The sequence below is a fragment of the Pseudomonas sp. AA-38 genome (genome assembly GCF_029457475.1).
GTDB lineage: Bacteria > Pseudomonadota > Gammaproteobacteria > Pseudomonadales > Pseudomonadaceae > Aquipseudomonas.
Genome location: NZ_CP120359.1, coordinates 1,831,422 through 1,854,888 on the forward strand (window position 1 = coordinate 1,831,422; position 23,467 = coordinate 1,854,888).

At 64.3% G+C, this 23,467-nt stretch carries 18 protein-coding genes; 12 read left to right on the forward strand and 6 right to left on the reverse strand.

Annotation, left to right across the window (positions count from 1 at the left end; translation table 11 throughout):
• Nucleotides 1-19: 19 nt before the first annotated feature.
• Nucleotides 20-1,222 (reverse strand): MFS transporter, encoded by a 1,203-nt coding sequence (locus PVE35_RS08395; RefSeq protein WP_277374364.1) that lies wholly within the window; start codon nt 1,220-1,222, stop codon nt 20-22.
• A 270-nt stretch (nt 1,223-1,492) separates the two neighbouring features.
• Here PVE35_RS08395 and PVE35_RS08400 point away from each other — a divergent pair, with 270 nt between their 5' ends.
• From PVE35_RS08400 to PVE35_RS08415, 4 genes are all read left to right on the forward strand, one after another.
• Nucleotides 1,493-2,662: a p-hydroxyphenylacetate 3-hydroxylase oxygenase component gene (locus PVE35_RS08400; RefSeq protein WP_277374365.1), complete on the forward strand. Its 1,170-nt coding sequence runs from the start codon at nt 1,493-1,495 to the stop codon at nt 2,660-2,662.
• A gap of 82 nt (nt 2,663-2,744) precedes the next feature.
• Entirely contained in the window at nt 2,745-3,674 is a 930-nt protein-coding gene (locus PVE35_RS08405) for a p-hydroxyphenylacetate 3-hydroxylase reductase component (RefSeq protein ID WP_277374366.1), read from the forward strand.
• A 429-nt stretch (nt 3,675-4,103) separates the two neighbouring features.
• Nucleotides 4,104-5,450: an APC family permease gene (locus PVE35_RS08410; protein WP_277374367.1), complete on the forward strand. Its 1,347-nt coding sequence runs from the start codon at nt 4,104-4,106 to the stop codon at nt 5,448-5,450.
• Between the two features lie 126 nt (nt 5,451-5,576).
• On the forward strand, nt 5,577-6,578 hold the full coding sequence (locus tag PVE35_RS08415; protein ID WP_277374368.1) for a methyl-accepting chemotaxis protein: 1,002 nt from the start codon (nt 5,577-5,579) through the stop codon (nt 6,576-6,578).
• Nucleotides 6,579-7,061: 483 nt separating this feature from the next.
• Here the strand turns inward: PVE35_RS08415 and PVE35_RS08420 are convergent, their stop codons facing one another.
• The 5 genes from PVE35_RS08420 to PVE35_RS08440 all read right to left on the reverse strand — a co-directional run bounded on the left by PVE35_RS08420 (nt 7,062) and on the right by PVE35_RS08440 (nt 14,832).
• Nucleotides 7,062-9,485 carry an MMPL family transporter gene (locus tag PVE35_RS08420; RefSeq protein WP_277374369.1) on the reverse strand — a complete coding sequence of 808 codons (2,424 nt, stop codon included), beginning with the start codon at nt 9,483-9,485 and terminating at the stop codon, nt 7,062-7,064.
• Complete coding sequence (locus tag PVE35_RS08425) at nt 9,482-10,558, reverse strand: YCF48-related protein (RefSeq protein ID WP_277374370.1); 1,077 nt, start codon at nt 10,556-10,558, stop codon at nt 9,482-9,484. Before PVE35_RS08425 ends, PVE35_RS08420 begins: the two co-directional genes overlap by 4 nt.
• Nucleotides 10,559-10,599: 41 nt before the next feature.
• Nucleotides 10,600-11,952, reverse strand: a complete 1,353-nt coding sequence (locus tag PVE35_RS08430) for a DUF1329 domain-containing protein (protein ID WP_277374371.1) — start codon at nt 11,950-11,952, stop codon at nt 10,600-10,602.
• Between the two features lie 15 nt (nt 11,953-11,967).
• Entirely contained in the window at nt 11,968-13,599 is a 1,632-nt protein-coding gene (locus tag PVE35_RS08435; RefSeq protein WP_277374372.1) for a DUF1302 domain-containing protein, read from the reverse strand.
• A 255-nt stretch (nt 13,600-13,854) separates the two neighbouring features.
• Nucleotides 13,855-14,832 carry a helix-turn-helix domain-containing protein gene (locus PVE35_RS08440; RefSeq protein WP_277374373.1) on the reverse strand — a complete coding sequence of 326 codons (978 nt, stop codon included), beginning with the start codon at nt 14,830-14,832 and terminating at the stop codon, nt 13,855-13,857.
• 682 nt (nt 14,833-15,514) lie between these two features.
• On the opposite strand from PVE35_RS08440, the gene PVE35_RS08445 reads away from it, so the two are divergent.
• From PVE35_RS08445 to PVE35_RS08480, 8 genes are all read left to right on the forward strand, one after another.
• On the forward strand, nt 15,515-16,813 hold the full coding sequence (locus PVE35_RS08445) for an FAD-binding oxidoreductase (RefSeq protein WP_277374374.1): 1,299 nt from the start codon (nt 15,515-15,517) through the stop codon (nt 16,811-16,813).
• A 34-nt stretch (nt 16,814-16,847) separates the two neighbouring features.
• Entirely contained in the window at nt 16,848-17,207 is a 360-nt protein-coding gene (locus PVE35_RS08450) for a cupin domain-containing protein (RefSeq protein ID WP_268178086.1), read from the forward strand.
• Between the two features lie 61 nt (nt 17,208-17,268).
• On the forward strand, nt 17,269-17,916 hold the full coding sequence (locus PVE35_RS08455; protein WP_277374375.1) for a LuxR C-terminal-related transcriptional regulator: 648 nt from the start codon (nt 17,269-17,271) through the stop codon (nt 17,914-17,916).
• 310 nt (nt 17,917-18,226) lie between these two features.
• Entirely contained in the window at nt 18,227-19,468 is a 1,242-nt protein-coding gene (locus PVE35_RS08460) for an MFS transporter (protein WP_277374376.1), read from the forward strand.
• Between the two features lie 19 nt (nt 19,469-19,487).
• Nucleotides 19,488-20,951, forward strand: a complete 1,464-nt coding sequence (locus PVE35_RS08465) for an amidase (protein ID WP_277374377.1) — start codon at nt 19,488-19,490, stop codon at nt 20,949-20,951.
• 102 nt (nt 20,952-21,053) lie between these two features.
• Nucleotides 21,054-21,878, forward strand: a complete 825-nt coding sequence (locus PVE35_RS08470; protein WP_277374378.1) for a molybdenum cofactor biosynthesis F family protein — start codon at nt 21,054-21,056, stop codon at nt 21,876-21,878.
• Nucleotides 21,871-22,665, forward strand: coding sequence for an SDR family oxidoreductase (locus tag PVE35_RS08475; RefSeq protein WP_277374379.1), 795 nt, complete (start codon nt 21,871-21,873; stop codon nt 22,663-22,665). Before PVE35_RS08470 ends, PVE35_RS08475 begins: the two co-directional genes overlap by 8 nt.
• Nucleotides 22,665-23,435, forward strand: a complete 771-nt coding sequence (locus PVE35_RS08480) for an SDR family oxidoreductase (protein ID WP_277374380.1) — start codon at nt 22,665-22,667, stop codon at nt 23,433-23,435. The genes PVE35_RS08475 and PVE35_RS08480 overlap by 1 nt, the downstream gene beginning before the upstream one ends.
• The last annotated feature ends 32 nt before the right edge of the window (nt 23,436-23,467 follow it).

Consider the following 23,467-nt stretch of genomic DNA (forward strand, 5'->3'; position numbering starts at 1 on the left):
ATGAATCTGTGAAGCGACACTACCCGCGCCTGTTCCTCAACCCAAGCCACCCGCAATAAACCAACAACACCCCTCCAGCCAGCGCCATGACCCATGGCGCGCCGAGGTGGGCGGCGAGTAGGCCGACCAGCAGGCCGCCGAGGGCGTCGAAGCCGAAGCGGGTGGAGGTGTAGAGGGAGACGATGCGCCCGCGCAGGGCTTCCGGGGCTTCGCTTTGCAGCACGATATTGGTGCCGACGTTGCTCACCGTGATGCCGAAGCCGATCACCGCCATGGCGACCAGCGATAGCGCCAGTATGTCGCTGCCGGCGAAGACCAGCAGGGCCAGGGCGGTGACGGCGCTGGCGGCGAGGATAGTGCGCGGCAGTGAGTCCACGGCCAGGCGCGAGGCCAGTAGCACCGTCGACAGCAGCGAGCCGAGCCCAGCTGCGCCCCAGAGCCAGCCGAGGGTGGTGGCATCACCAGCGAAGATGTCCTTGGCGAACACCGGCAGCAGCACGGCGTAGCTGGAGGCCGTGAAGTTGATCACCAGCACGCTGAGCATCATCGCCCGGATGCGCGGGTTGTGTCGGGCGTAGCGCAGGCCTTCGCCGAGCAGGTGGCGGTAGGAGCCGGCTGCCCGTTCGGCGGGGCGCAGGTGGATCAGCAGCAGGCCGGTCACCAGCGCCAGGTACGACAGGCCATTGAGGAAAAAGCACAGCGCCTCGCTGGAGACGCCCAGCAGCAGCCCCGCCAGGGGCGGGCCGATGAAGCGTGAGGCGGTGAACAGCATGGCGTTGAGGGCCAGGGCGTTGGGCAGGTCGGCGCGGTCGTCGACGAACTGGCTGAGCAGCGATTGGCGCAAGGGCGTGTCGAAGGCGTTGAGCACGCCCATCAATGCGGCCATGGCGACGATCAGTGTCGGGTTTATCCAGCCGAGCCAGGTGAGCAGGGCCAGCACCAGCGCCTGCGCGCCGAGCAGAGCCTCGACCAGGATAAGCAGGCGGCGTTTGTCGTGGCGGTCGATCCAGGCGCCGGCCAGGGGGCCGACGATCAGTTGCGGCAACAGCGCGACGCAGGTGGTCAGGCCGAGCAGGGCCGCCGATCCGCTCAGGCGGTAGATCAGCCAGGCCAGCGCCACTTGCTGGACCCAGGTGCCCAGCGTGGAGATGGCATGGCCTGCGAAGTACAGACGAAAGTTGCGGTGACGCAGTGCGCGCAGGGAATGATGCAAGGTGTTCATGCTGCCGGAGCCTTGGCGGTGGGAGGTCAATGTTTTACTTGTTAATAGATTAACTTTTTTATGGGTGGGGCGCTCATCTCCATGAAAAGTGCAATCGAGTGCCCGGAAGGTGCATTTTTAGGCCGCTAAGCAGTGCGCATAATGAGGCCGTCCCCATGGGAGGCAGGTCAGCCTGGCTTGCATGTTCCCTGGCTGCGGCAGCGTCTTCGACCCTTCAGGGTGAGTCGCTCGTGGCAGTCATCAGCTAACAATAATCAGGGCCTCAACAAGATGAAAAAGCCAAACCCCCTCCTCGAAGACCTCAAGGCCATCCTTCCGGCCATTGCCGCCAATGCGTCGCGTGCCGAGCAGGAGCGCAAGGTGCCGGAGGAGAATATCGCCTTGCTCAAGGGCATTGGTATGCACCGCGCCTTCCAGCCCAAGGTCTATGGCGGTCTGGAAATCACCCTGCCGGAGTTCGCCGATTGCGTCGCCGCGCTGGCCGGTGCCTGTGCCAGCACCGCCTGGGCCTTCAGCCTGCTGTGCACGCACAGCCATCAATTGGCGCTGTTCTCCAAGCAACTGCAGGACGAGATCTGGGCTGAGAACCCCGATGCCACGGCGAGCAGCAGCATCGCGCCGTTCGGCAAGGTGGAAGAGGTGGAAGGCGGCGTCATCTTCAACGGTGAGATGGGCTGGAGCAGCGGCAGCGATCACGCCGAATGGGCCATCGTCGGCTGCCGTCGGCAGAACGGCGAGGGCGGCCAGGATTATTGCTTCGCTGTGCTGCCGCGCAGCGACTACGAGATTCGCGACGACTGGTTCGCCGCCGGCATGAAGGGCAGCGGCACCAAGACCTTGCTGATCAAGGATGTCTTCGTGCCCAACCATCGCATCCAGAAAGCCAAGGACATGATGGAGGGCAAGTCCGCCGGATTTGGCCTGTACCCCGACAGCAAGATTTTCTACGCGCCTTATCGCCCGTATTTCGCCAGCGGCTTTGCTGCCATCGGCCTGGGCGTGGCCGAGCGCATGCTCGATGCCTACAAGGAAAAGACCAAGAACCGCGTGCGCGCTTACACCGGCGTCAATGTCGGCACCGCGACCCCGGCGCTGATGCGCCTGGCCGAGTCCACCCATCAGGTCGGTGCCGCGCGTGCCTTCCTGGAAAAGACCTGGGCCGAGCACGCCGAGCATGCCGAGCGTCATCAGTACCCAAGCCGTGAAACCCTGGCGTTCTGGCGTACCAATCAGGCCTATGCGGTGAAGATGTGCATTCAGGCGGTCGATCGCCTGTTCGAGGCCGCGGGTGGTACGTCCTGGTTCGAGAGCAACGAGATGCAGCGCCTGTTCCGTGACTCGCACATGACCGGCGCCCATGCCTACACCGACTACGACGTCTGCGCGCAGATCCTCGGCCGTGAGCTGATGGGCCTGGAGCCGGACCCGAGCATGGTCTGAGCCTGCCTGCACCTTGCGTGGGGCCGCTGGCGGCCCCGCTACTCGAACAATAAGCCGCATCGCAGCGGCCAGGGAGATCCCCATGAGCACTTCCATCGACGCGCGCGCCTTTCGCCGTGCGCTGGGTAATTTCGCCACTGGCGTCACCGTCATCACCGCTGCCACGCCCGATGGCGAGAAGGTCGGCGTGACCGCCAACAGTTTCAACTCGGTATCACTCGACCCGGCGCTGGTGCTGTGGAGCATCGACAAGCGTTCCGGTAGCTACGAGGTGTTCCAGCGCGCCACGCATTACGCGGTGAACGTGCTGGCCGCCGACCAGATAGACATTTCCAACCAGTTCGCCCGTTCCCGTGACGACAAGTTTGAAGGCATCGCACACGAGGCCGGGGAGGGCGGTGCGCCGCTGCTGGCTGATTGCGCGGCGCGCTTTCAGTGCGAGATGTACCAGCAGGTCGATGGCGGCGATCACTGGATTCTGATCGGCAAGGTGGTGGCCTTCGATGATCTGGGTCGCTCGCCGTTGCTCTATCACCAGGGCGCCTATTCCATGGTGCTGCCGCACACGCGCATGACCCAGAAAAGCGAAGGCCAGCAGCCCAGCAGTGCCTTCCAGGGTCGGCTGAGCGACAACCTCTACTACCTGATGACCCAGGCGGTGCGCAGCTACCAGAGCATCTACCAGCCGCGCCAGCTTTCCACCGGCCTGCGCACCAGCGAGGCACGCATGCTGATGGTGCTGGAGAACGATGCCGGCCTGAGCATGTGCGATCTGCTGCGCGAGGTGGCCATGCCGGTACGCGAGATCGAGCAGGCAGTGGATATTCTCAAGCGCAAGGGCATGGTGGCCGATGCCGACGAGCGCTACGTGCTGACCGCTGCGGGCGTGGATCAGGCCGAGGCGCTCTGGCGCATCGCCGGTGAGCAACAGGATAAGGTATTCGCAGCCTTCAACGCCGAGCAGATCGAAACCTTCAAGCGCATGCTCAGGGCGGTTATCGCCCAGGGCTGAAGCGCGTTACCTCGACCGGCTCTTGGTCTGATCCCAAGGGCCGGTTTTTTATGCATGAGAAACGCCTCGGTCGATCGTAGGGTGGGCCGGGCGGCGATCCGCTTCAGCCCACCACGCTGCCTGCCATTGGTGGGCTAAAGCCCACCCTACAGATAAAGCCCACCCGGTTGCATGCATTAGGCCCGCTTGTTACGGGTGTGAAGAGCGGAGCCAGGCCTGCTTTGCCTCCCTGACACGCAAGGGCAAGCTCCCGGCAGCCAGAAGCAAGAATTCCCCTTTTTACAGGCGCAAAGTGATGCCGACGCGGTAGCCAACTGCCGTCATATCCATGGGCACCACTAGGCCATCTGGCCCGAGCGGGAGAATAATCGAATGAACAAGACCAATGCCCCTGACATTGCCTCGATGCAGGCGGGGAGTAGCGCTTTCATGCAGCAGAATAAACTTGGCTTCATCACCATGATGGCCATCTGTGTCGGCCTGGTAATCGTGCAAGGTTCGATGATCACCGCGACTCAGGGCATCGGCATCGGCGGCATGGGCTTCATTGCCGCGCTCTTCGTCGCCTTCATCCTGGCCCAGTTCAACGCCATGAGCTTCGCCGAACTATCGCTGATGTTCCCGCAGGAGGGCACGCTGGCGACCTACACGCAGAAGGCCATCGGCCATTTTCCGGCCATCGTCGCGGTGTTCGCCGGCTACGTGGTGGTGGCCATGCTGGCGCTGCCGGTGGAGATGTTTCTGGTCGATGCGATCATCGGTGAGTTGCTGCCCGGCATGTTCCCGCCGCTGCTGCTGCCATTTCTGGTGCTTGGCGTGCTGGTGGTGACCAACATCCTCGGCGCAGACGTATTCGCCAAGGTGCAGAACCTGCTGTCGTTCATCCTGGTGACGGCGCTGATCCTGATCGGTCTGTGCGCGGTCAGCGGCGCGGTGGAGCCCCATGTCGCAGTCAGCGGCACGCCGGTGAGCCTGAGCCTCGAACCGATCCTCGATGGCAGCTTCATCGGCCTGATCGCCATGGCCATGTGGCTGATGGTGGGGGTGGAGTTCATCTGCCCGATGATCAACGAAGTGGACAACCCACAGCGCAATATCCCGCGCGCGATGATGCTGTCGCTGTGCGCCATGCTGGGGATCTTCCTGCTGTTCGTCTGGGGTGCGACCTACTACCTGAATGTGGAAACGCTCACCGGCTCGCCGCTGCCTTACCTGGACTATGCCAATGCGGTATTCGGCAAGGCTGGCCTGATCATCGCCGCGGTGATGGCGGTGACCGCCACCTGCAGTACCGTCAACACTGTACTGGCGGCCGTGCCGCGCATGCTGCAGGGCATGGCCGAGAACGGGCAGGCCTTTCCGCAGATGAAGATCACCAGCCAGCGCTTCGGCACGCCTTGGGTGGGCATCCTGTTCATGGCCGTGATCATTGCCATCCCGTTGGTGCTGATGGACATCGACTCGCTGATTCCGCTGGTGATCGCCGCATCGACCAGTTGGCTGCTCGCCTACGTGGTGGCGCATATCGACGTGCTGGTACTGCGCCGCCGCCTGCCGCACCAGCCGCGCCCCTTCAAGACGCCGTTCTACCCGCTGCCGCAGATCATCGGCATCGGCGCCATGCTCTACGTTGCGCTGAACAACTCACCGTCGCCGGAGATGACCGTGCTGGTCTACAAGATCCTCGGCGCCATCCTGCTGCTGGTCAGCGTCATCGCGCTGCTCTGGGTCAAGCTCTACATGAAGCGCCCGTTGTTCAAACCCGACCTCGGCTAGATGCTCCGCGCCACGCTTTCGACAAGGCGTGGCGGATGACGCGCCCGCACTACGCAAGGTCAGCGTCAGTTGACCTTGCGTAGTGCGTTATCGCTGAGTATCGACAACCTGGCGGGAGTAGCCGTTATGTTCTTTCGTGATCGAGGCCGTGATATCGCCGAGGCGCTGGGGCAACAGCTCGAGGCCTTGGGCCAGGGCGCGGAGCTTTCCGCAGTTCGTTCGCCAATATTGGCCGAGCAGCCCCGTTTGAACGATGCGCTGGCGCGAGTCGCTGCTCACCTGCGCCAGCTTCAGGAGCAGCAAGCGCGTTTGCAGGTGCAGATCGATGCGCAAGCCGAGGCGCAGCAACAGGCCACCGTTCGCGAGCGCCAGTTGCAGGAGCAGGTGCAGCGCCAGACGCTGGAGCTGGAGGCACTGCATGGCCAGTGCCATGAGCAGCAGCAGGCATTGCAGCACTGCCAGCAGGAGGCGCGAGTGTGGGAGCTTGCACAGTCGACGCTGACCGAAGGTTATTGGGATTTCATCGTGGTCAATGGGCGTATCGATGATCCGGCCAGCAGCATGCGCATTTCCAACCAGTTCCGTGCATTGACGGGATACAGCCGCGACGAGTTGCCGGATGGCCTGGAAAGTCAGGCCGGGCTCATTCATCCCGATCACCTCGGGGCCATCGCCAGCCTGTTCGAGCGAGAGATCGTCGATCCGGCCGGCAGTGGCGAGTACGTGATCGAGTACCTGATGCGTCACAAGACGCGTGGCTACATCTGGTTCCGGGAGCGCGGGCGTTCGGTGCGCGATGAGCAGGGGCGGCTCTATCGGGTGATCGGGGCGGTGCGCGACATCTCCGATGAGCGTAACGCCCAGGCCGCCCATGAACGCATGCTGCAGCACAACCAGGACACCTACGGGCAGATCGCCCAAGTGGTCAGCGTGATCAAGGGCATTGCCGAGCAGACCAACCTGCTGGCACTCAACGCAGCGATAGAAGCGGCTCGCGCCGGCGAGGTGGGGCGCGGCTTCTCGGTGGTCGCTGACGAGGTGAAGAAGCTGGCGCAGAACACGCATCAGGCCACCCAGGAAATCCAGGCGATGCTGGCGCGTACCCAGTCCTCGCCTAGGGGCTGTTGACGTTTCGGCGCGAACCGCGTTGCTGCGCCAAATTGCGCCATGGCCGGGCGGCGTTCCGCTAGGCGCGGGATGCAGGTAATGGTCGTTCCCTTGCCAAATCCCGCAACGACGCATGGCGCAATTTGCCGCGCAACCCGAAGGGACGGGCCAGTTTTTGCGCGGATCGTTGTTGCTCAACGGCTCATTTGGGCGACCAAACTTCGCGTCTCGCGCCTAGCTCCGCGCAAAAACTGGCTCCGTCGCGGCCGCGAGCGAAACGTCAACAGACCCTAGCAAGCCCGACTGACGTCATGCCTGCCGCTATGCCCTGCGTAGCGGCAGGGGATCGATCCCGCGGGTTTGCGAACCGTCTCCGCCTGCCAGGCGTACCCCATCAAGACAGCACGACCCGTTTGTTCGTGTTGCCAGCGACCCATGCACGAAGGCGCCCTGATGGGCGCCTTTGTGGTTGCGGCGGGTGTCGGCGCTGCGTTCAGGCCGATTTCAGCGGGTTGCAGATGCCAGGTTGGCAGGTGCCGACTGCTCGCGCGAGGCTGTGGCGAGCCGCTCCGGCCTCAGCAGGAAGTGCGCCAGGGCAGGGAGGAGAATCAGGGCACCGAGCATGTTCCAGAGGAACATGAAGGCCAGCAGCAGGCCCATGTCGGCCTGGAACTTGATCGGGCTCAGCACCCAGGTGATTACGCCGATGGCCAGCGTCACGCCGGTCAGCATCACCACCTTGCCGGTGAACAGCAGGGCGCGGTAGTAGGCCTCCGACAGGCTCTTGCCCGCGCGCAACTGCGCCAGCGTCACCGAGAGGATGTACAGCGCATAGTCGATGCCGATGCCCACGCCGAGGGCGATCACCGGCAGGGTCGCCACCTTCACGCCCATGCCCAGCAGCACCATCAGCGCCTCGGCCAGCACCGAGGTCAGCATCAGCGGCAGCACGGCCACCAGTACCGCGCGCCAGGAGCGGAAAGTGATCAGGCTGAGCAGCGCCACGGCGGCGTACACCAGCAACAGCATCTGCCACCAGGCTTCCTTGACCACGATGTTGGTCGCTGCCTCGATGCCGGCGTTGCCGGCGGCCAGCAGGAATTTCGCGTCGGCTGTGTCATTGGCCCTTGCGAACGCGGCAACATGTTCGACCACACCGGTCAGGGTGTCGGCCTTGTGGTCGCGCAGGTAGATGTACAGCGTCAGCAGGCTGCAGCCATCGTTGTACAGGCCACGTGGGGCGCTGGCGGCAACCGAGTTGAGCATGCCCTGGTTGGGCATGAACTCGTACCACTTGGGGTTCGCTTCACTCAGGCCGACCATCATGCGGCGGTTGAGCAGGGCCAGCGACTGGGTCGATTCCACGCCGGGGAGCTGGCGCAGTTGCCATTCCAGGGCATCGAGCCGGTTGAGGATGTCGTACTGCGCGCACTGGCCGTCCGGGGTGCTCACCAGTACCGCCAGCACATCGCTGGAGGCGCCATAGTTGGCGTTCATGAAGGCCACGTCGCGGTTGTAGCGGCTGTCGGCGCGCAGTTCCGGCGCGCCCGGATCCAGGTCGCCGATCTTCAGGTGGGTGCTGACGATGAAACCGCCAGCGCCGATCAGCAGCGCGCCTGCCACGGCCACGCTGGCCAGGGGGCGGCGGGTGAAACGATCGAGGAACGACCACAGCCGGTGCTTGCGCTCGCCACGCGCATCGGCCTGCTCGCTACGCAGACTGCGCGCTGCGGCGCGAGCGCTGACGCCGGTGTAGGAGAGCAGAATCGGCAGCAGGATGAGGTTGGTGAAAATCAGCACCGCGACACCGATGGAGGCGGCGATGGCCAGCTCACGGATGACCTGGATATCGATCACCAGCAGCACCGCGAAGCCCACTGCGTCGGCCAGCAGGGCGGTCATGCCGGCCAGGAACAGGCGGCGGAAGGTGAAGCGCGCCGCCAGCAGCTTGGGCACGCCACGGCCGATGTCCTGCATGATGCCGTTCATCTTCTGTGCGCCGTGGCTCATGCCGATGGCGAAGACCAGGAAGGGCACCAGGATCGAATAGGGGTCGAGCGAGTAGCCCAGTGTCGGCAGCAGCCCCAGTTGCCACACCACTGCCACCAGGGAGGCGGTGACCACCAGCAGGGTCGAGCGTATGCAGCGGGTGTACCAGAACAGGGTGAGTGTGGCGATCAGCACGGCGATAGCGAAGAACACCAGCACCGCGCGTACCCCGTCGATCAGGTCGCCGACGATCTTGGCGAAGCCGGTGATATGGATGCTCAGGCCTTCGCTTTCGTACTGCTGGCGCAACTGTTCGAGCTGGTTGGCGAAGGTTGCGTAGTTCAGCGGCTGGCCGTTGCTGTCCTTGGCCAGCAGCGGTGCGTAGATCACCGTGGAGCGGGCGTTGACGGCCACCAACTGGCCGATTTCGCCGGAACGGGCGACATTGGCGCGTAGCTGTTCCAGGCTGGCCGGGCTGCCATCGTAGCCATTGGGGATGACCGAGCCGCCCTCGAGGCCGTCTTCGGTCACGCCAGTCCAGCGGGTCGAGGGCGTCCACAGGGATTTCATGTTGACGCGGTCGACCCCCGGCAGCAGGAAGATGGCGTCCGACAGGCGACGCAGGGCGTCGAGGTAGTTCGGGTCATAGATGTCGCCGGCCGGGTTCTGCACGGCGATGCGCACCGAGTTGCCCAGCCCGGTCAGTTGGCTCTGATAGTGCTGAAACACCTGGATGTAGGGATGCTCGGTGGGAATGGTCTTCTCGAAGCTGGCATTGAGCTCCAGCTTGGTGGTTTGCCAGGCCAGCAGCCCGGTGGTGATGGCGCACAGGAGCACCACCAGCAGACGGTGGTTGAACAGCAGGCGCTCGAGCAGTGAGCCCGAGCGCGGATCGAAGTCAGCGGAAGCTTCCGCCAGGTCTGTTGGCGCATTGTTCACTTCACGTCTCCAGCTTTCAGCACACTGACACCTTCTCCGCTCACCAGGACGATATCGGCCTGTGCAGTGGGCAGCAGGTTGTTGAGGGGCGGCAGCGGCTGGCGGTTGCTCGGCAGCAGGCGGCCGCCTTGCTCGCGCAGGAGCATGCCGGCCTGGTTGACGAAGATCGGCTTGCCATCGGCCTGTAGTGCCGAGGCGGTGATCGAGGCCTCCACGGGTGAGGCGAGCGGGCTCCAGCTCGCGCCGCCGTCAGCGCTGCGCAGCGCATTGCCACGCAGGCCGGCGAGCACGATCGAACCATCGGCCGGCAGTTCGAGGGTGAAGAAGCTGCCGGAGTAGGGCGTCTCGATTGGGTTGAAGCTGGCGCCGCCGTCCTCGGAGAGCAGCACCAGGCCCTGTTCCCCGGCGATGACCACGCGCTGGCCACGGCTGCGGATGGCATTGAGGTGCAAACCGCCGGGGTTGGCGCTGCGCTGCAGCCAGGGCTGCCAGCTCTTGCCGCCATCGCGGGTGTGCAGGGCCAGGCCGTAGGCACCGACCACATAGGCATTGAGTGGATCCTTTACCCAGAGGTCGAGAAAGGGTTTGTCCGGGCCGTCCTCGACCAGGCGCTGGGCTTCGGCAATCGCGCGCGGGTTACCTTGCGCCTGCGCTGCCGCCAGTAGCGTCGTCGCAACGCGACGGCCATCGAGGCCGGCTGTCCAGCTCGCACCGCCATCCTGGCTGACCAGCACGCTGCCGCCATGCCCGACGGCATAGCCGTGTTCGGCATCGGCGAAGCGCACGGTCGTCAGGGTGACGCTGACCGGAGAGGGCGCCTGTCGCCAGGTCGCCCCCTGGTCGTCGGAAAGCACGATGAGGCCGCGCTCGCCGACGGCCACCAGGCGCTGACCGGCCTGGGCGATGCCCAGCAGGTAGCTGTGCGCCGGGTTGACCGTGGCCAAGGCCGGCCGATCCAGCGCGGCGCCGACCGGTTCGGCCTGCGCCGCGCCGGTCAGGCACAGGCAGAGCGCCAGCAGTGAGCACTGCCAGCGTCCCTGCGTGCCACGCGAAGGTTGACTAGGGGTGTTCATGAGCGCGCTCCGTAATGCTGTCGCGGATGGCGAGTAGATGGTCAGCGAATGCCATCATTGGCCAGGGCGTCCGGGGTGAATTCGACATCCGGCATACGCTCGAGCAGTTCGTAATGCACCGGTTTCTCGTTGTACAGGCCGGCGACCATGGCCGCGCCGGAGAGCAGATCGTTGAAGCCGAAGGCGAACATGAAGTTACCGGGCAGCTCTGGCATCACCATGATCTGGCCCCAGGTGGTCTTCCACAGTTGGCCGTTGGCATCCCAGCGATCACCCAGCACGCAGGTCCAGGTGTCTTCGTCGCAGTAGTAGCGGCTGCGTGCGGCCTGGTGGCGTTGGCCGTTGCGCAGGGTGGCCTCGACGACCCACACGCGATGCAGCTCCCAGCGCACATGGTCGGGGTTGAGGTGGTGCGCGCTCAGCACCTCCTTGTCCGAGGTCGGCTGCATCAGTTTATTGGCGTTGTAGGGGATGTACTTCTCTTCTTTGCCGACGATCTTCCAGTCGAAGCGATCCAGGCGGCCGGAGAAGACTTCCAGCTCGTCGAAGCTCATCAGGCCGGCCATGGTCGGGCTCGGTGTGTCGCAGCAGGTATTGGGCAGCTTGCGCACGCGGCGCTGGCCCACCAGGTAGACCCAGGCCTGATCCTTGGCCGCATCGAGGTTCTGCCGGCCGACGATGCCTTCACCGGCGCGGATGGCCGGGGCGGAGAGGTTGACGCGGATATTGAAGTACAGGTTGGACTTGGCGTACTCCTCCAGGCTGCTGTCCTGGAAGTAGTAAGGCACTTGCTGAACCGAGCTGGCATCGCTGGCGAGCACGGCGCGACCATCGGCGGTGAGCTGATAGGCCGTGGCGTAGAAGCGAGCGGTCGGTGCGCGCCAGCGCAGCAGGTGGTTCCACATCACTTCGGCACCAGTGGTGGGGATCGGGAAGGGGATGCCGCCAAACGCGCCGACCACCACGTCGTTATCGATCTTCGCCCGGCTCGCGTTGGCCAGGGTGTTGTCGTACACCCATTGCGGCGCGGCGGCGGTGCGGTGTGTCTGATACACATCCAGGCGATAGCTGTCGGGGTACTTGGCCAGCATGGCGCGCGTGCCGTCGGTCAGCTTGTCGGCATATTGCGCCACATTGCGGGCATCGATGGTGAACAGCGGCTTTTCGTCCTTGAACGGATCCGAGCGACGCCCGCCGGGCTTGTCGCCTGGTATCGGCGTGGTCAGCCCGCCGTTCCAGGCGGGAATGCTGCCATCGGCGTTGCCGGCACGTTCGGCGCCGAGCGGGGTCAGTTCGCCATTCAGCTTGGCGGCTTGCTCTGCGCTCACGGCGGCCATGCTCTGCTGAGCGCACAGCAGGAGCAGGCTGAGTACGGAAAGGGAGAAACGAGTCATGGAAGGTTCCTCTGCTCAGAAGGTGCGCTGGATCGACAGGGCGATGAAGTCGCGATCCTTCAGCGATTGCTTGAAAGTGATGTGGTTGTCTTCGTTCACCGAGGTACCGGCCGGCCCGAAGTAGTGGGTGTAGGTGAGGCCGGCTCGCCATTCGTTGAGGTACAGGGCGGTCAGACCGATGCTGAGGTCACCCACCTTGTCGCCATTGAAGGCGCCGACCACCGCAGAGTTGCCGATACCGAAGCCCAGCCCGACCGGCACCGACAGGTCGATGCCGGGCAATACCTGGCGATAGCGCGGTTCGTAGACGAAGCGCAGGTTTGCCGCATCGCGGTCGGCCAGAGGGTTGAGCGCCTGGCGGTTCTTGGTCACGTCGAGCACGCGGTTCCAGGCCACTTCACCGAGGAAATCCGCCTCGTTGGCGATGAACGAAGGGCCCAGCGTGGCCAACCAGGACACCTGCGCGTGCAGGGTGTTGCCGACGGCGTAGCGGGCATCGCCAGCGTTGTCGCCGCTGCCGTCGAGGATGGTCACGCCATCGCTGCTCAGCGGCATGTTGCGGCGCGTGGAGATTTCTGCGGCGAGGTTGTAGTCGCCGAAGGTGTGGCTGACGCTGGCGCCGAAGGCGCGGATGTTCTCCGGGTAGACCCATTGGTAGGTGCCCAGGCGCCCGCTGGCGAAGTCGGGGGCGCCTGCGCCGGGGCGAATGTAGATCTGCGGCGTCTTGTCGTGGTAGCGCACGGCATACAGGCCGAAGTCGGTTTCACCGGCGCGGAAGCGCACCTGCACACCGCCCTGGCCGGAGTCCTTGGCCTTCATGTCCTGCTGGCGGAAGAACGCCAGGGGTTCGCCACCGGGGATGACCGGGTTGGGCCCGGCGATCAGGCGCTCGGCGCCCTCGCCGATGGTGTCGAGTACCGAGAAGTAGCTGCCCGAGGCGGGCAGGCGGGTTTCTTCCCAGCGCCATTGGTAGAACGCGCCAACGGATATGTCGGGCGTCAGTTGCAACTGCCCGGAGAACTGTTCGGTGGGGCGGATCAGCTCCTTGAACTGAGTGTTGGGCACCGAGGCCGCCTTGACCGCGTCCACGGGCGCCATGGTGCCGGCGATGCCGTTGGCGCCGAAGAACAGGCTTTCCCCCCAGACCAGCGCGTGCCGGCCGGCGCGCACCGTACCCTTGGCATCACCCAGGTTGAAGCGGGCGAAGACGAACGCATCGAGCAGTTCACCCTTGCGCCCGTGCAGCTTTTCGGTGGCACGGGTGAATTCGTCGTGGTCGACCGACAGGGCGTTCGCGGTGGCGGGGGAGTCGTTGTCATTGCCCTCGTTGTAGACGCTGTCGTACCACGCCGCCCCGGACACCCGGGCACCGACGTTCTTGTAGATGGCGTCGAACTCCGAGAGCAGGTCGAAGCGGTTGGAGATCAGCCCACGACTGAAATTGCGGTCGCCGTCGTCATGGTTGGGAAGGGCGGTGAGCTGATCGGACGCGCCCTTGAGACGGCTGGCGGTGCTGTACTTGAGGGTGTTGTCCCAGCGCAAGCGCAGATCAGGATCCGCGGTATCGAACTGGAACGCCTGAACGCCAGGGGACATCGAGGCCATGATGGACATGGCGAGGGGATACAAGGCGAATTTCTTGTCCATCTCCCAGTTACCTCCGTTGCGAGATTTTTATTGTCAACAGGGTGTGTTTGCCCGCCCGGATAGGCGGAGGCCAGGACGTGGCAGTTCGTCCGTTACGGCCAGGTTACGGAGGGGGCGAAGGGCGTGTTAGCCAAAAACGGCAAAGATGCAGGCGGCCGAGAGAAAATATCGGGTCGCCACCCATGGGCGGGCGCCGGGTGCATCTGGTGCATCCGGGAGAGGGGGCGCACGGGGGCACGACGCCCCTGTGCGGGGCTAGCGGTGCAGGGTTTGCGAGGGGCGTTCGCCGAACATCGCTCGGTATTCGCTGGAGAAGCGGCTGAGGTGCCAGAAGCCCCAGCGGCTGGCGACTTCCTGCACCGATACCTGAGCAGCGCCCTGACGCAGTTCGCGCCGCGCCGCGTTCAGGCGCAGTGCGCGCAGGTAGGCGACCGGGTTGGTGCCGAGGGTTTCCTGAAAGCAGTACTGCAGCTTGCGGCGGCTTGCGCCCAGGGTGTGGCACATGTCGAGGATGCTCAGGGGTTCGTCGAGATGGGCCAGGGCATATTCACAGGCGCGGTCGACGGTACGCTTGCGGGCCGACGGGGTAATGCCGATGGGCTGGCTGGAGGGCAGCAACTCGAATAGTTGCAGCATGATGGCGTCGCGGAACTGGCGCCGTATGCATTCATCGCTCAGGTCGAACTGCGCGTGGGCCGAGCCGTATTCGAGTTCGGCGAGGATGTTGCGCAGGTTCTGTGGCAAGGCCAGTCCCTTGAGCTGATAGGTCTTGGGCAGGTGGGTGCTCTCGAAGGCGATACCCTGCAGAACCAGTTCCTGCTCCAGGATGTTCTGATCCACGGTGATCATCACCAGATCCATTTCATCGGGCGTGCGCAGCTGTGGCAGGTCATCGGCATGGGCGACCAGGGCGTTGCCTTCGGAAACCAGATGGCCGTCACAGTAAAAGTCACCGCTGAAGCTGAGCGGAATGCTGAAGTTGATGGTGCCGGGCTTGGCCGAGCCTCGCTTGATCAGCGACTGGTTGGTTCTGTCGCGGATGACCTGCATCCAGTCCAGGCTGAATTCCGTCAGTTCGCCGTGAAAGCGGCCAGCGGTCATCTGGTCGTAGGTCAGCTGCCAGTCGCTGACCTGCTCGGCATGCTCGTCGATATCTTGCGAGCTGACGCGCCGGGAAAAGGGAGAGTTGCCGTTGCGCCGGGAGGCGGTGGATGAAGCGAATACGTCGTACATGCTCGTTAAGTCCGCTCGAACGCCGTCGGTGCGGTGCTTGCCGATGAGCCATTCTCCAGGGCGGAGGGCATTCGCATCATGCGTTTTGCCGTCTGCGGCGATCCATGTCCAGAGGAGTCTGGGTAGTCACCAGTGAGGCACCAAACGATTCCCACCAGGGGAAACACCTGAGCTGCAGTTAAGGAAAGGTTCTTTGTTGTTCTTGTTGACGATTTCTTTAATTAAGCAGCCTTTCAGTTCGGCTCGTGGCGCGACTGGGGCAGACCCCCTCTCGAACGGATAGGGTCGAAAGGTGGCGGCTCTGCTTGGCATGGCCCTCACCCCTGGGTAGCGGATGATGGCCCGATGCGAGTGACGATGTTACAAAGTTAAGACGTATAACTGTCTTGATCAAGCGTGCCTCCCGATTGACCGCTGCTGCCAAGCTGTCAGCGGATGAGCGGTAGTCGCTCGATCGCAGGATGCGCCTGTGCCGAGACAGCGTTTCGCTATGTGGCGGCTGCCCTGGAGGCGTTTCAGACGCTGAGCGCGCAGGCTTTGGCAGCAATGGTCAAGTGCCAGGGCAGGGTGAATCAAGACGTGCTCGGCCCGCTGAGTTCCTAATGTGATCCAGCAGAACGCAACGTGCACGGAGCCGGGCTCGTTTAGCAGTCGTTCCTTCTCGAATACTCAGGTCCTTCCCATGATCAATATCGAAACGCCCACCTACTACACGGCCACCAAGAAGTATGACCTCAGCTTTCCGTCCCTCGAGGCGGATATCGAAGCGGACGTGGTCGTGATCGGTGGTGGCTTTTCCGGCATCAACACGGCTCTGGAGCTGGCCGAGAAGGGCATCACCAACATCGTCGTGCTGGAGGGGCGCTACCTTGGCTTCGGTGGCACCGGGCGCAACGGCGGGCAGATCATGGCGGGTATCGGCCATGACCTGGAGAAGATTCGCAAGGATGTGGGTGAAGACGGCCTGCGCGCGATCCTTGAAATCAGCGACCAGGGCGCGCAGATCATCAAGAGCCGGATCGAGAAGTACGCCATCAATGCCGACTTCTGCCACGGCTACGGCTACATGGGTTTCAACGCTCGCCAGGAAAAGACCCTGGCTGCCTGGGAGAAGGAGTTCAAGGCGCTTGCCCCGCATCAGGAGATCCGCCTGCTGCGGGGCAGCGAGCTCAAGCAGATGATCGGCTCCGATGCCTATTCCTGCGGCCTGCTGCACATGGGCGCCGGCCACGTGCATTCGCTCAACCTGCTGCTGGGCGAGGCCAAGGCGCTGGCCAGCCACGGCGTGAAGATTTTCGAGTACAGCCCGGCGTTGGAAGTGACCTACGGCGAGCGCGTCACCGTGCGTACCGCCAAGGGCTCGGTCAAGGCCAGCAAGCTGCTGTGGGCCTGCGACAGCTTCCTCAACAAGCTGGAGCCGGAGCTGCACAAGAGCACCATCAACACCTACGCCTTCCAGATGGTCACCGAGCCGCTGAGCGATGAGCTGATCGAACGTATCAGCCCGATTCGCGGGGCTTACAGTGACATTCGCCCGGTCATCGACTACTACCGCGTTACCCGTGAAAACCGCTTGCTGTTCGGTTCTGCCACGCCCTTCGTCGAGCACATTCCACGCGACCTCAAGGCCTGGAACCGCAACCTGATGCTGAAGATCTTCCCTTACCTCAAGGACGTGAAGATCGATCTGGCCTGGGGCGGCCCCATGGCTTGCAGCCCCAACCTGTTCCCGCAGATCGGCACCTTGCCGCAGCACCCCAATGTGTTCTTCGTACAGGGTTACTCGGGCTTCGGCGTCACCCCCAGCCACATCATCTGCAAGGTGTTGGCCGAGGGCATGAGCGAGGGCTCGGCACGCTATGACCTGATCAGTTCGGTACGCCGCATCCAGGTGATCGGTAAAGACCAGATCCGTCCGTTGCTGCTGACCGCCGGCAAATCCTGGCACCAGCTCTCGGGGTACTGGAACGGGCGCCGCTGATTCATCCATTGATCATTAACAGAGGAAATACCCAATGACGCCTATCAAGCAAGGCACCACCCTCAACGAGCTGGATGCCTGGGGCACCGTTGCCGACCTGGGCTCGGAGATTCTCGAAGGCGAGGGCAAGGCCTTCGGCAAGATGACCTTCGGTGCGCCGACCGATGCGCTCAGCGCCGGTTATTTCGCCGTGACCAAGAGCAAGTTCCGCATGGTCTATCCGTTCAACGAACAGGCCACCGTGGTGTTCGGTGAGGTCATCCTGACCGATGAGGCCACCGGCCAGAGCACTCGCTACAAGGCTGGTGATAGCTGGTTCGTGACCAAGGGTACTGCCGTGCTGTGGGACGTGCTCAGCGACAGCTTCACCAAACACTACATGGCCGTGGTGTAACCACTGGCCGTTCACTCTGGCGGCCGATTCGGTCGCCAGGGTCTAACCGAGTCACGCGATCATGCATGACGCAGAGGTGGGGCAACGTTGCCTGAACAGCTTCCTGGCGTTGCTACCCGTCTCCGCCGGGGTCTTCTATCGCATCGCTGCCCAGCTCGAACCGCAGGATTTCCTTCTGCAGCAGATGCGCCTGGACATGCATGAGCGCTATCTGTCCGATTTTCGTCAGGTCGATCCACTGCAGCCGCGCAATTGCCAGCGCACCGGCAGCAGCGTGGTGCCCTTGCAACTGGGCATGAGTGCGCAGGACGCCGCCGCCAATCGGCGCTACGGGGATTTCCTCGAGCGCTTCGGCGTCGTCGATGTCGTCGAGGTGCTGGCTTTCGAGCAGGGGCGACCGGTGGCGGGCATCTCGCTGCTGCGTGGCGCGGAGCTTGGCACCTTCGCCATGCACGAACTGCGGCAGTTGCAGGCACTGCAGGGGCTGTTCGAGGTCGCCGTGGCACCGCCATCGTCTATCGCTCCGCGCATGCAACTGACGACGCGGGAATGGCAGGTGGCGGAGTTGCTGCGAGCCGGTTGCAGCAACAAGGACATCGCCCGCCGGCTCGATGTCGGTCTACCCACCGTCAAGACTCATCTGATCAATCTGTTCCGCAAACTGGGTGTCAGCAATCGCACCGAGCTGGTGGCGACCCTCTTTCTGTAAGGCCTGCAGAGTGCCGAATGCGGCCAGCTCGTGAGCCTTTCCAAATCTCCCCGCGTATAGATCTGCGCTTCCTTTCGTCCCTTTCGGGCAGCTCCATGATGGTCATTTCGAGCCTCAGAGGAGGTGCCGTCATTCTGCCGAATTTGGATAACGGTGGCCTGGAACAGCGCCCTAGGATGCCTGCGTAAAGCCGGCGTGCGGCACCGAGCCGGACGTCGCGGAGCCGCTTGGCGAGTGCCTGAGCCCTGTCCCAAACGGGATGCTCTGACACGTGCCGCGGATGCCTCATCACATCTTCGAGGTCTTCAGCATGTCTCTGGAACATTCCCTTGCAGGCGCCGCGGCGCCCAACTCCCGTCAGGCCAGTGGTCGGCGTGAAGGCGTGGTACTGATGCTCGGCAGCAGCCTGACCATCATGGGCGCGGTGATGGTCGCCCCCATGCTGCCGAAGCTGGCCGCCGAGTTCGGCCCGACTTCGGCGCATGCCGAGCTGCTGGTACCCCTGGCCGTGACCGGGCCGGCCCTGACCATCGCCCTGTGTGCGCCGCTGGCTGGCTGGTTGGCCGACCGGGTGGGGCGCAAGGCGCTGCTGATCATCGCGACCTTGCTGTATGCAGTGCTGGGAATGATTCCGGCGCTGCTCGACGACCTCACGGCCATCGTCGGGGTCCGCCTGCTGTTCGGCTGTACCGAAGCGGCGATCATGACCTGCTGCGCCACCCTGATCGCCGACTACTGGCGGGGTGAGGCGCGCATGCGCTACGTCAACCTGCAGGTGGTCACCATCGGCCTGGTGGGTGCACTGTTCTTCGTCGTCGGCGGGGCGCTGGGCGAGCAGTCATGGCGACTGCCGTTCTATCTCTATCTGCTGCCGCTGCTGTTGGTGCCGGCGATGATCCGGGTGCTCTGGGAGCCGGTTCGCGAGCGTATGGAAACGACGCCCGACGCGGACGATGAGCAGGTCTCGATTCCGGCGCTGGTCAGTGGCTATCTGCTGATCATGGGCGGGATGATCCTCAGCCTGATCGTGCCGGTACAGACACCTGTTCTGCTGGTGGAGCTGGGCATCACCTCCAGCACCCTGATTGGCCTGTCTGCCGGCCTGGGGCTGCTGGCCACTCTCGGTGGTTCGCTGATCTGGCCGCTGCTGCGCCGAGGTCTGGGCATCGCGGGTTGCAACGTGGCGTTGTTGACCTTGCTGGCGCTGGGCCTGTGGCTGCTGACCCGTGCACAAAGCTACAACGAGGTCTTGCTGGCGGTAAGCGTGCACGGCCTTGGCGCCGGCCTGTTGGTGCCCAATGCCATGGCGCCGGTGATGAACGCGCTGAACGTCAATACCCGGGGGCGCGGTCTCGGCCTGTTCACGGCCTGTCTGTACATCGGCCAGTTCGTCAGCCCGTTGGTGGTGGCGCTGGTAGGCGCGTTCACTGGCGACCTGCGCGCCTCGATTCACTGGCTGGCGCTGGCCAGCCTTATGGCCGCGTCATTGTGGCTGGTCACCGGGCTGATCCAGCGCAAGCGCTTGGCTGACCCACTCTCTACCCACTCCTGATTCCCAAGGAAACTTAACTATGCACAGCATTCATTCGCTGCTGGACAGTCACGATGGCTATGGGCTTGCCGAGCTGGTACGCAAGGGGGAGGTACGGCCCGGCGAATTGCTGGAGGCGGTCATCGAACGTATCGAGCAGGTCGAGCCTCAGCTCAATGCGGTTTGCGAAAAACTCTACGACAAGGCTCGTCTCGATGCGCAGTCGGCCAGTGCGAGCCAGGGCACCTTCGCGGGTGTGCCGACCCTGATCAAGGATCTGTTCTCACCGCTGCGTGGTGCGCTGATGACCAATGGCTCCCTGGCCTGCGGCGAGGTGCGTGCCGATTTCGAGGCCGAGGTGGTGACGCGGCTGCGGCAGGCCGGTTGCGTGTTCGCTGGCAGCAGCACGGCGCCCGAGTTCGGTACCTCCTACACCACGGAGTCGACGCGCTTCGGCGCCACTCGCAATCCCTGGAACACTGAACACAGTGCCGGTGGTTCCAGTGGGGGGGCGGCCGCCTTGGTGGCAGCACGGGTGGTGCCTTTTGCCCATGGCAACGATGGCGGTGGGTCGCTGCGGGTTCCCGCCTCCTGCTGTGGTGTGTTCGGTTTCAAGCCGAGCCGGGGGCTCATGCCATCCGGGCCGCTGGTCGGCGAGGGCTGGGCCGGCATGGGTACACCGCATGCGATCACCCTGTCCGTGCGCGACAGCGCCGCATTGCTCGACGTGACGGCTGGCATGGATCTGGGAGCACCCTACGCGGCCCCGTTGCACAGCACTTCCTATCTCGCCGCCGCGCAGGGGCCGGCGCGCCCGCTGCGTATCGCGCTGGTCGAACATCTCGACCCCTGGCCAAGCTCTGCCGAAAGCCTGGCTGCCGTGCGGCATGCGGCGCGCCTGTGCGAGAGCCTTGGGCACTCGGTCGAGGTGACTCGATTGCCGGTCGAACTGCCGGTCTTCCTGGATCGCGTCTTCGACATCATCGGTGCGAGCACCCGTGGCTACATCGACATGCTGGGGCAGATGCGTGGCCAGCCGGTGGCGCTGGAGGAGCTGGAGCCGCGCACCCGGATCATCCTGCGCGAACGTGGCGACATCGGCGGCGCGCGTTACGCGGCGGCGGTGGACTGGATCCATGCGCTGGGGCGAGCCTTCGCCGCGTTCCTGCAGGATTTCGACCTGATCCTCACCCCGACCCTTACCCGCGAACCGCCACGGATCGGCGAGCTGGACGCCTTCGATGAGCGGCTCAGCCTGGCCGAGGTGATGGAGCAGTTCCACAGCTATTCGCCGTTCACCGCGCTGTTCAACGCCACCGGTCAGCCGGCGATGTCGGTGCCGTTGTACTGGACGGCCGCTGGCCTGCCCATCGGTGCGCATTTTGCCGGCCGCTTCGGCGACGAGGCCACCTTGCTGGCCCTGGCTGCGCAATTGGAGCAGGCCCAACCCTGGGCGTCTCGTGTGCCTCCGGTCAACGCCCGCCAGGGTGGGGCCGTGAACTGAATTGGGGCAGGGCAACGTGCGCTTCTCAACCATCCGGTTGATAGGCGTAACTGGCTGGAGCTCGCACCATGCAGGCTCCACCCATCACTTCGAGATATCAGCATGAGCACCCATTCCGACTGGATCACCGTAGGGGCCCTGGCCGATGGCTTCGCCCCGGAATCCTTCATCCTGCCGAACCTGGCCGACCTCACTGGCCGAAGCCTGACCCTGCATTTCGCCAATGGTTGGCAGATCGCTCACCGCTTCGAGGCCGAGCGTCTGAGCTGGCAGGCAGCCGATGGTCATTCGCAGGGCAGTGCTGCCTACCGTGCCACCTCGGTTCGCCCCGGCATCTACCTGGTGGACTTCCTCAAGCAGGAGAACGGCCAGGACTGGTCGATCAGCCTGGTACTGGACTTGACCAGCGCTTCCTTCACCGCAGTGATCGGCCGAATGCCGGACGCCCAGACCACCCATGAAGGCCTCTATCACCGAGCCCTGGCGGGCAAGCTGCTGACCGGCGTGGAGGTCGAGTTCTTCCACGGCAGCCTGGACAAGCCGTGGCAGGAGGGCGCCTGCCCGCACGCGCCGACCCGCGAGCTGGTGGGCTTGCGCAACCTGTATCGCTACAGCCCGACCGAGGTCTACGAGCACATCTACCTCAACGAGAACTTCTACACCTGGCAGTGCCTGAAAGGTGTGGAGGCGGGCCTGTGCGACACCGATCGTTGCCACTACTACAAGATCAGCGACGAGCTGTATCTGTTCGTCTGGCGCGAGAAGATCGTGCCGACCCTGGGCCTGGTGATGATCGACATGGCCAACCACCGCAGCGATGGCAAGATCTTCGGCTACGCCGGTGGCGGCTTCGACGAACTGTCCAACTTTCCGGTGGCCTCCTACTGCAGCGTGATCAACCGCACGGAGCATGCGTGCGATGACTGAGCCCAGAACCATCCTCATTACAGGGGCCGGCACCGGCATCGGTGAAGCCTGCGCCCGGCGTCTGGCGGATGAAGGCCACAACCTGGTGCTGGTCGGTCGTCGCCGCCCGCCACTGGAGCGTGTGGCGGCGCAAACCGGTGGCCTGGTGCTGGTCGGCGATGCTGCCAGCGCCGAGGCCTGGAGTGGCTTCGTGGAGCAGGTTCGCAGCCGCTTCGGCGGCCTCGATGCGCTGCTGGCTTGCGCCGGTGGCCATGGTCTCGGCACGGCCACGCAAACGTCCGACGAAGGCTGGCAGGCCGCCATGCGCAGCAATCTCGACAGCGCGTTCCACAGCGCCCGAGCCTGCCTGCCGCTGCTGATCGAGCGGCGCGGCAGCATCGTCCTGCTCGGTTCCATCGCCTCGTTGGCCGCCGGCCCGCAGGTGTGTGGCTACACCACGGCCAAGCATGCGCTGCTCGGCCTCAACCGCTCCCTGGCGCGTGATTACGGCCCACTGGGCGTGCGGGTCAACTGCGTGTGCCCCGGCTGGGTGCGCACGCCGATGGCCGACGAGGAGATGCAGCCGCTGATGCAGCACTTCGGCGAAGACCTCGATGCCGCCTACGCTCGGGTCACCGCCGACGTGCCCTTGCGGCGTCCGGCCAGTGCCGAGGAAATCGCCAGCGTGTGCCGTTTCCTGATCAGTGACGAGGCGTCGATCATCACGGGGGCCAGCATCGTCGCCGACGGCGGTTCCAGCATCGTCGACGTGCCGACTCTGGTGTTCGATCGTCTGGGAGGTGCCTGATGAACGCACGATTCGATTTCGCCGGGCAGACCGTGCTGGTCACCGGCGGCGCCCAGGGCATCGGTCGCAGTATCGTCGAAGGCTTTGCTGCCAGCGGGGCGCGCGTGCTGATCGCCGATCTGCAGGTGCAGCCGGCCCAGGCACTGGCGCGTGAACTGCAGAGCCAGGGGCACGAGGTGCAGGCATTGGCCATCGACCTGGCCGACGAAACCGCCATCGCCGCTTTGCTGAGTGGGCTGGAGCGCCTGGACATTCTGGTGCATAACGCCGGCTACTTTCCTCTGACGCCCTTCGCCGAGATCACGCCGACCATTCTGCAACGCACCCTGGCGGTGAATCTCAGCGCGCTGTTCTGGCTCACCCAGGGCGCGTTGCCGTTGTTCGAGCAGCGGGGCAAGGGCTGCGTGCTGGTCACCTCGTCGGTTACCGGGCCACGGGTCGCCTATCCGGGGTTGAGCCACTACGCGGCGTCCAAGGCCGGGGTCAACGGTTTCATCCGCAGTGCGGCGCTGGAGCTGGCCAGGCGTGGGGTACGGGTCAATGGCGTCGAGCCGGGCATGATCCGTACCCCGGCGATGGGCAATCTGGGCGATGGCGCCCACAGCGCCGATATCGCCCGCGGGGTACCCTTGGGCCGCCTGGGCGAACCGGCTGATATTGCCGGCGCCATGCTGTTCCTCGCCTCGGAGGCGGCCAGCTATATCACCGGGCAGACCATCGTTGTGGATGGTGGCGCGACCTTGCCGGAAACCCAGGCGGCGCTTGCTTGAGTCTGTGGTGCTGGTGGCCTTCGGTCGCCGCT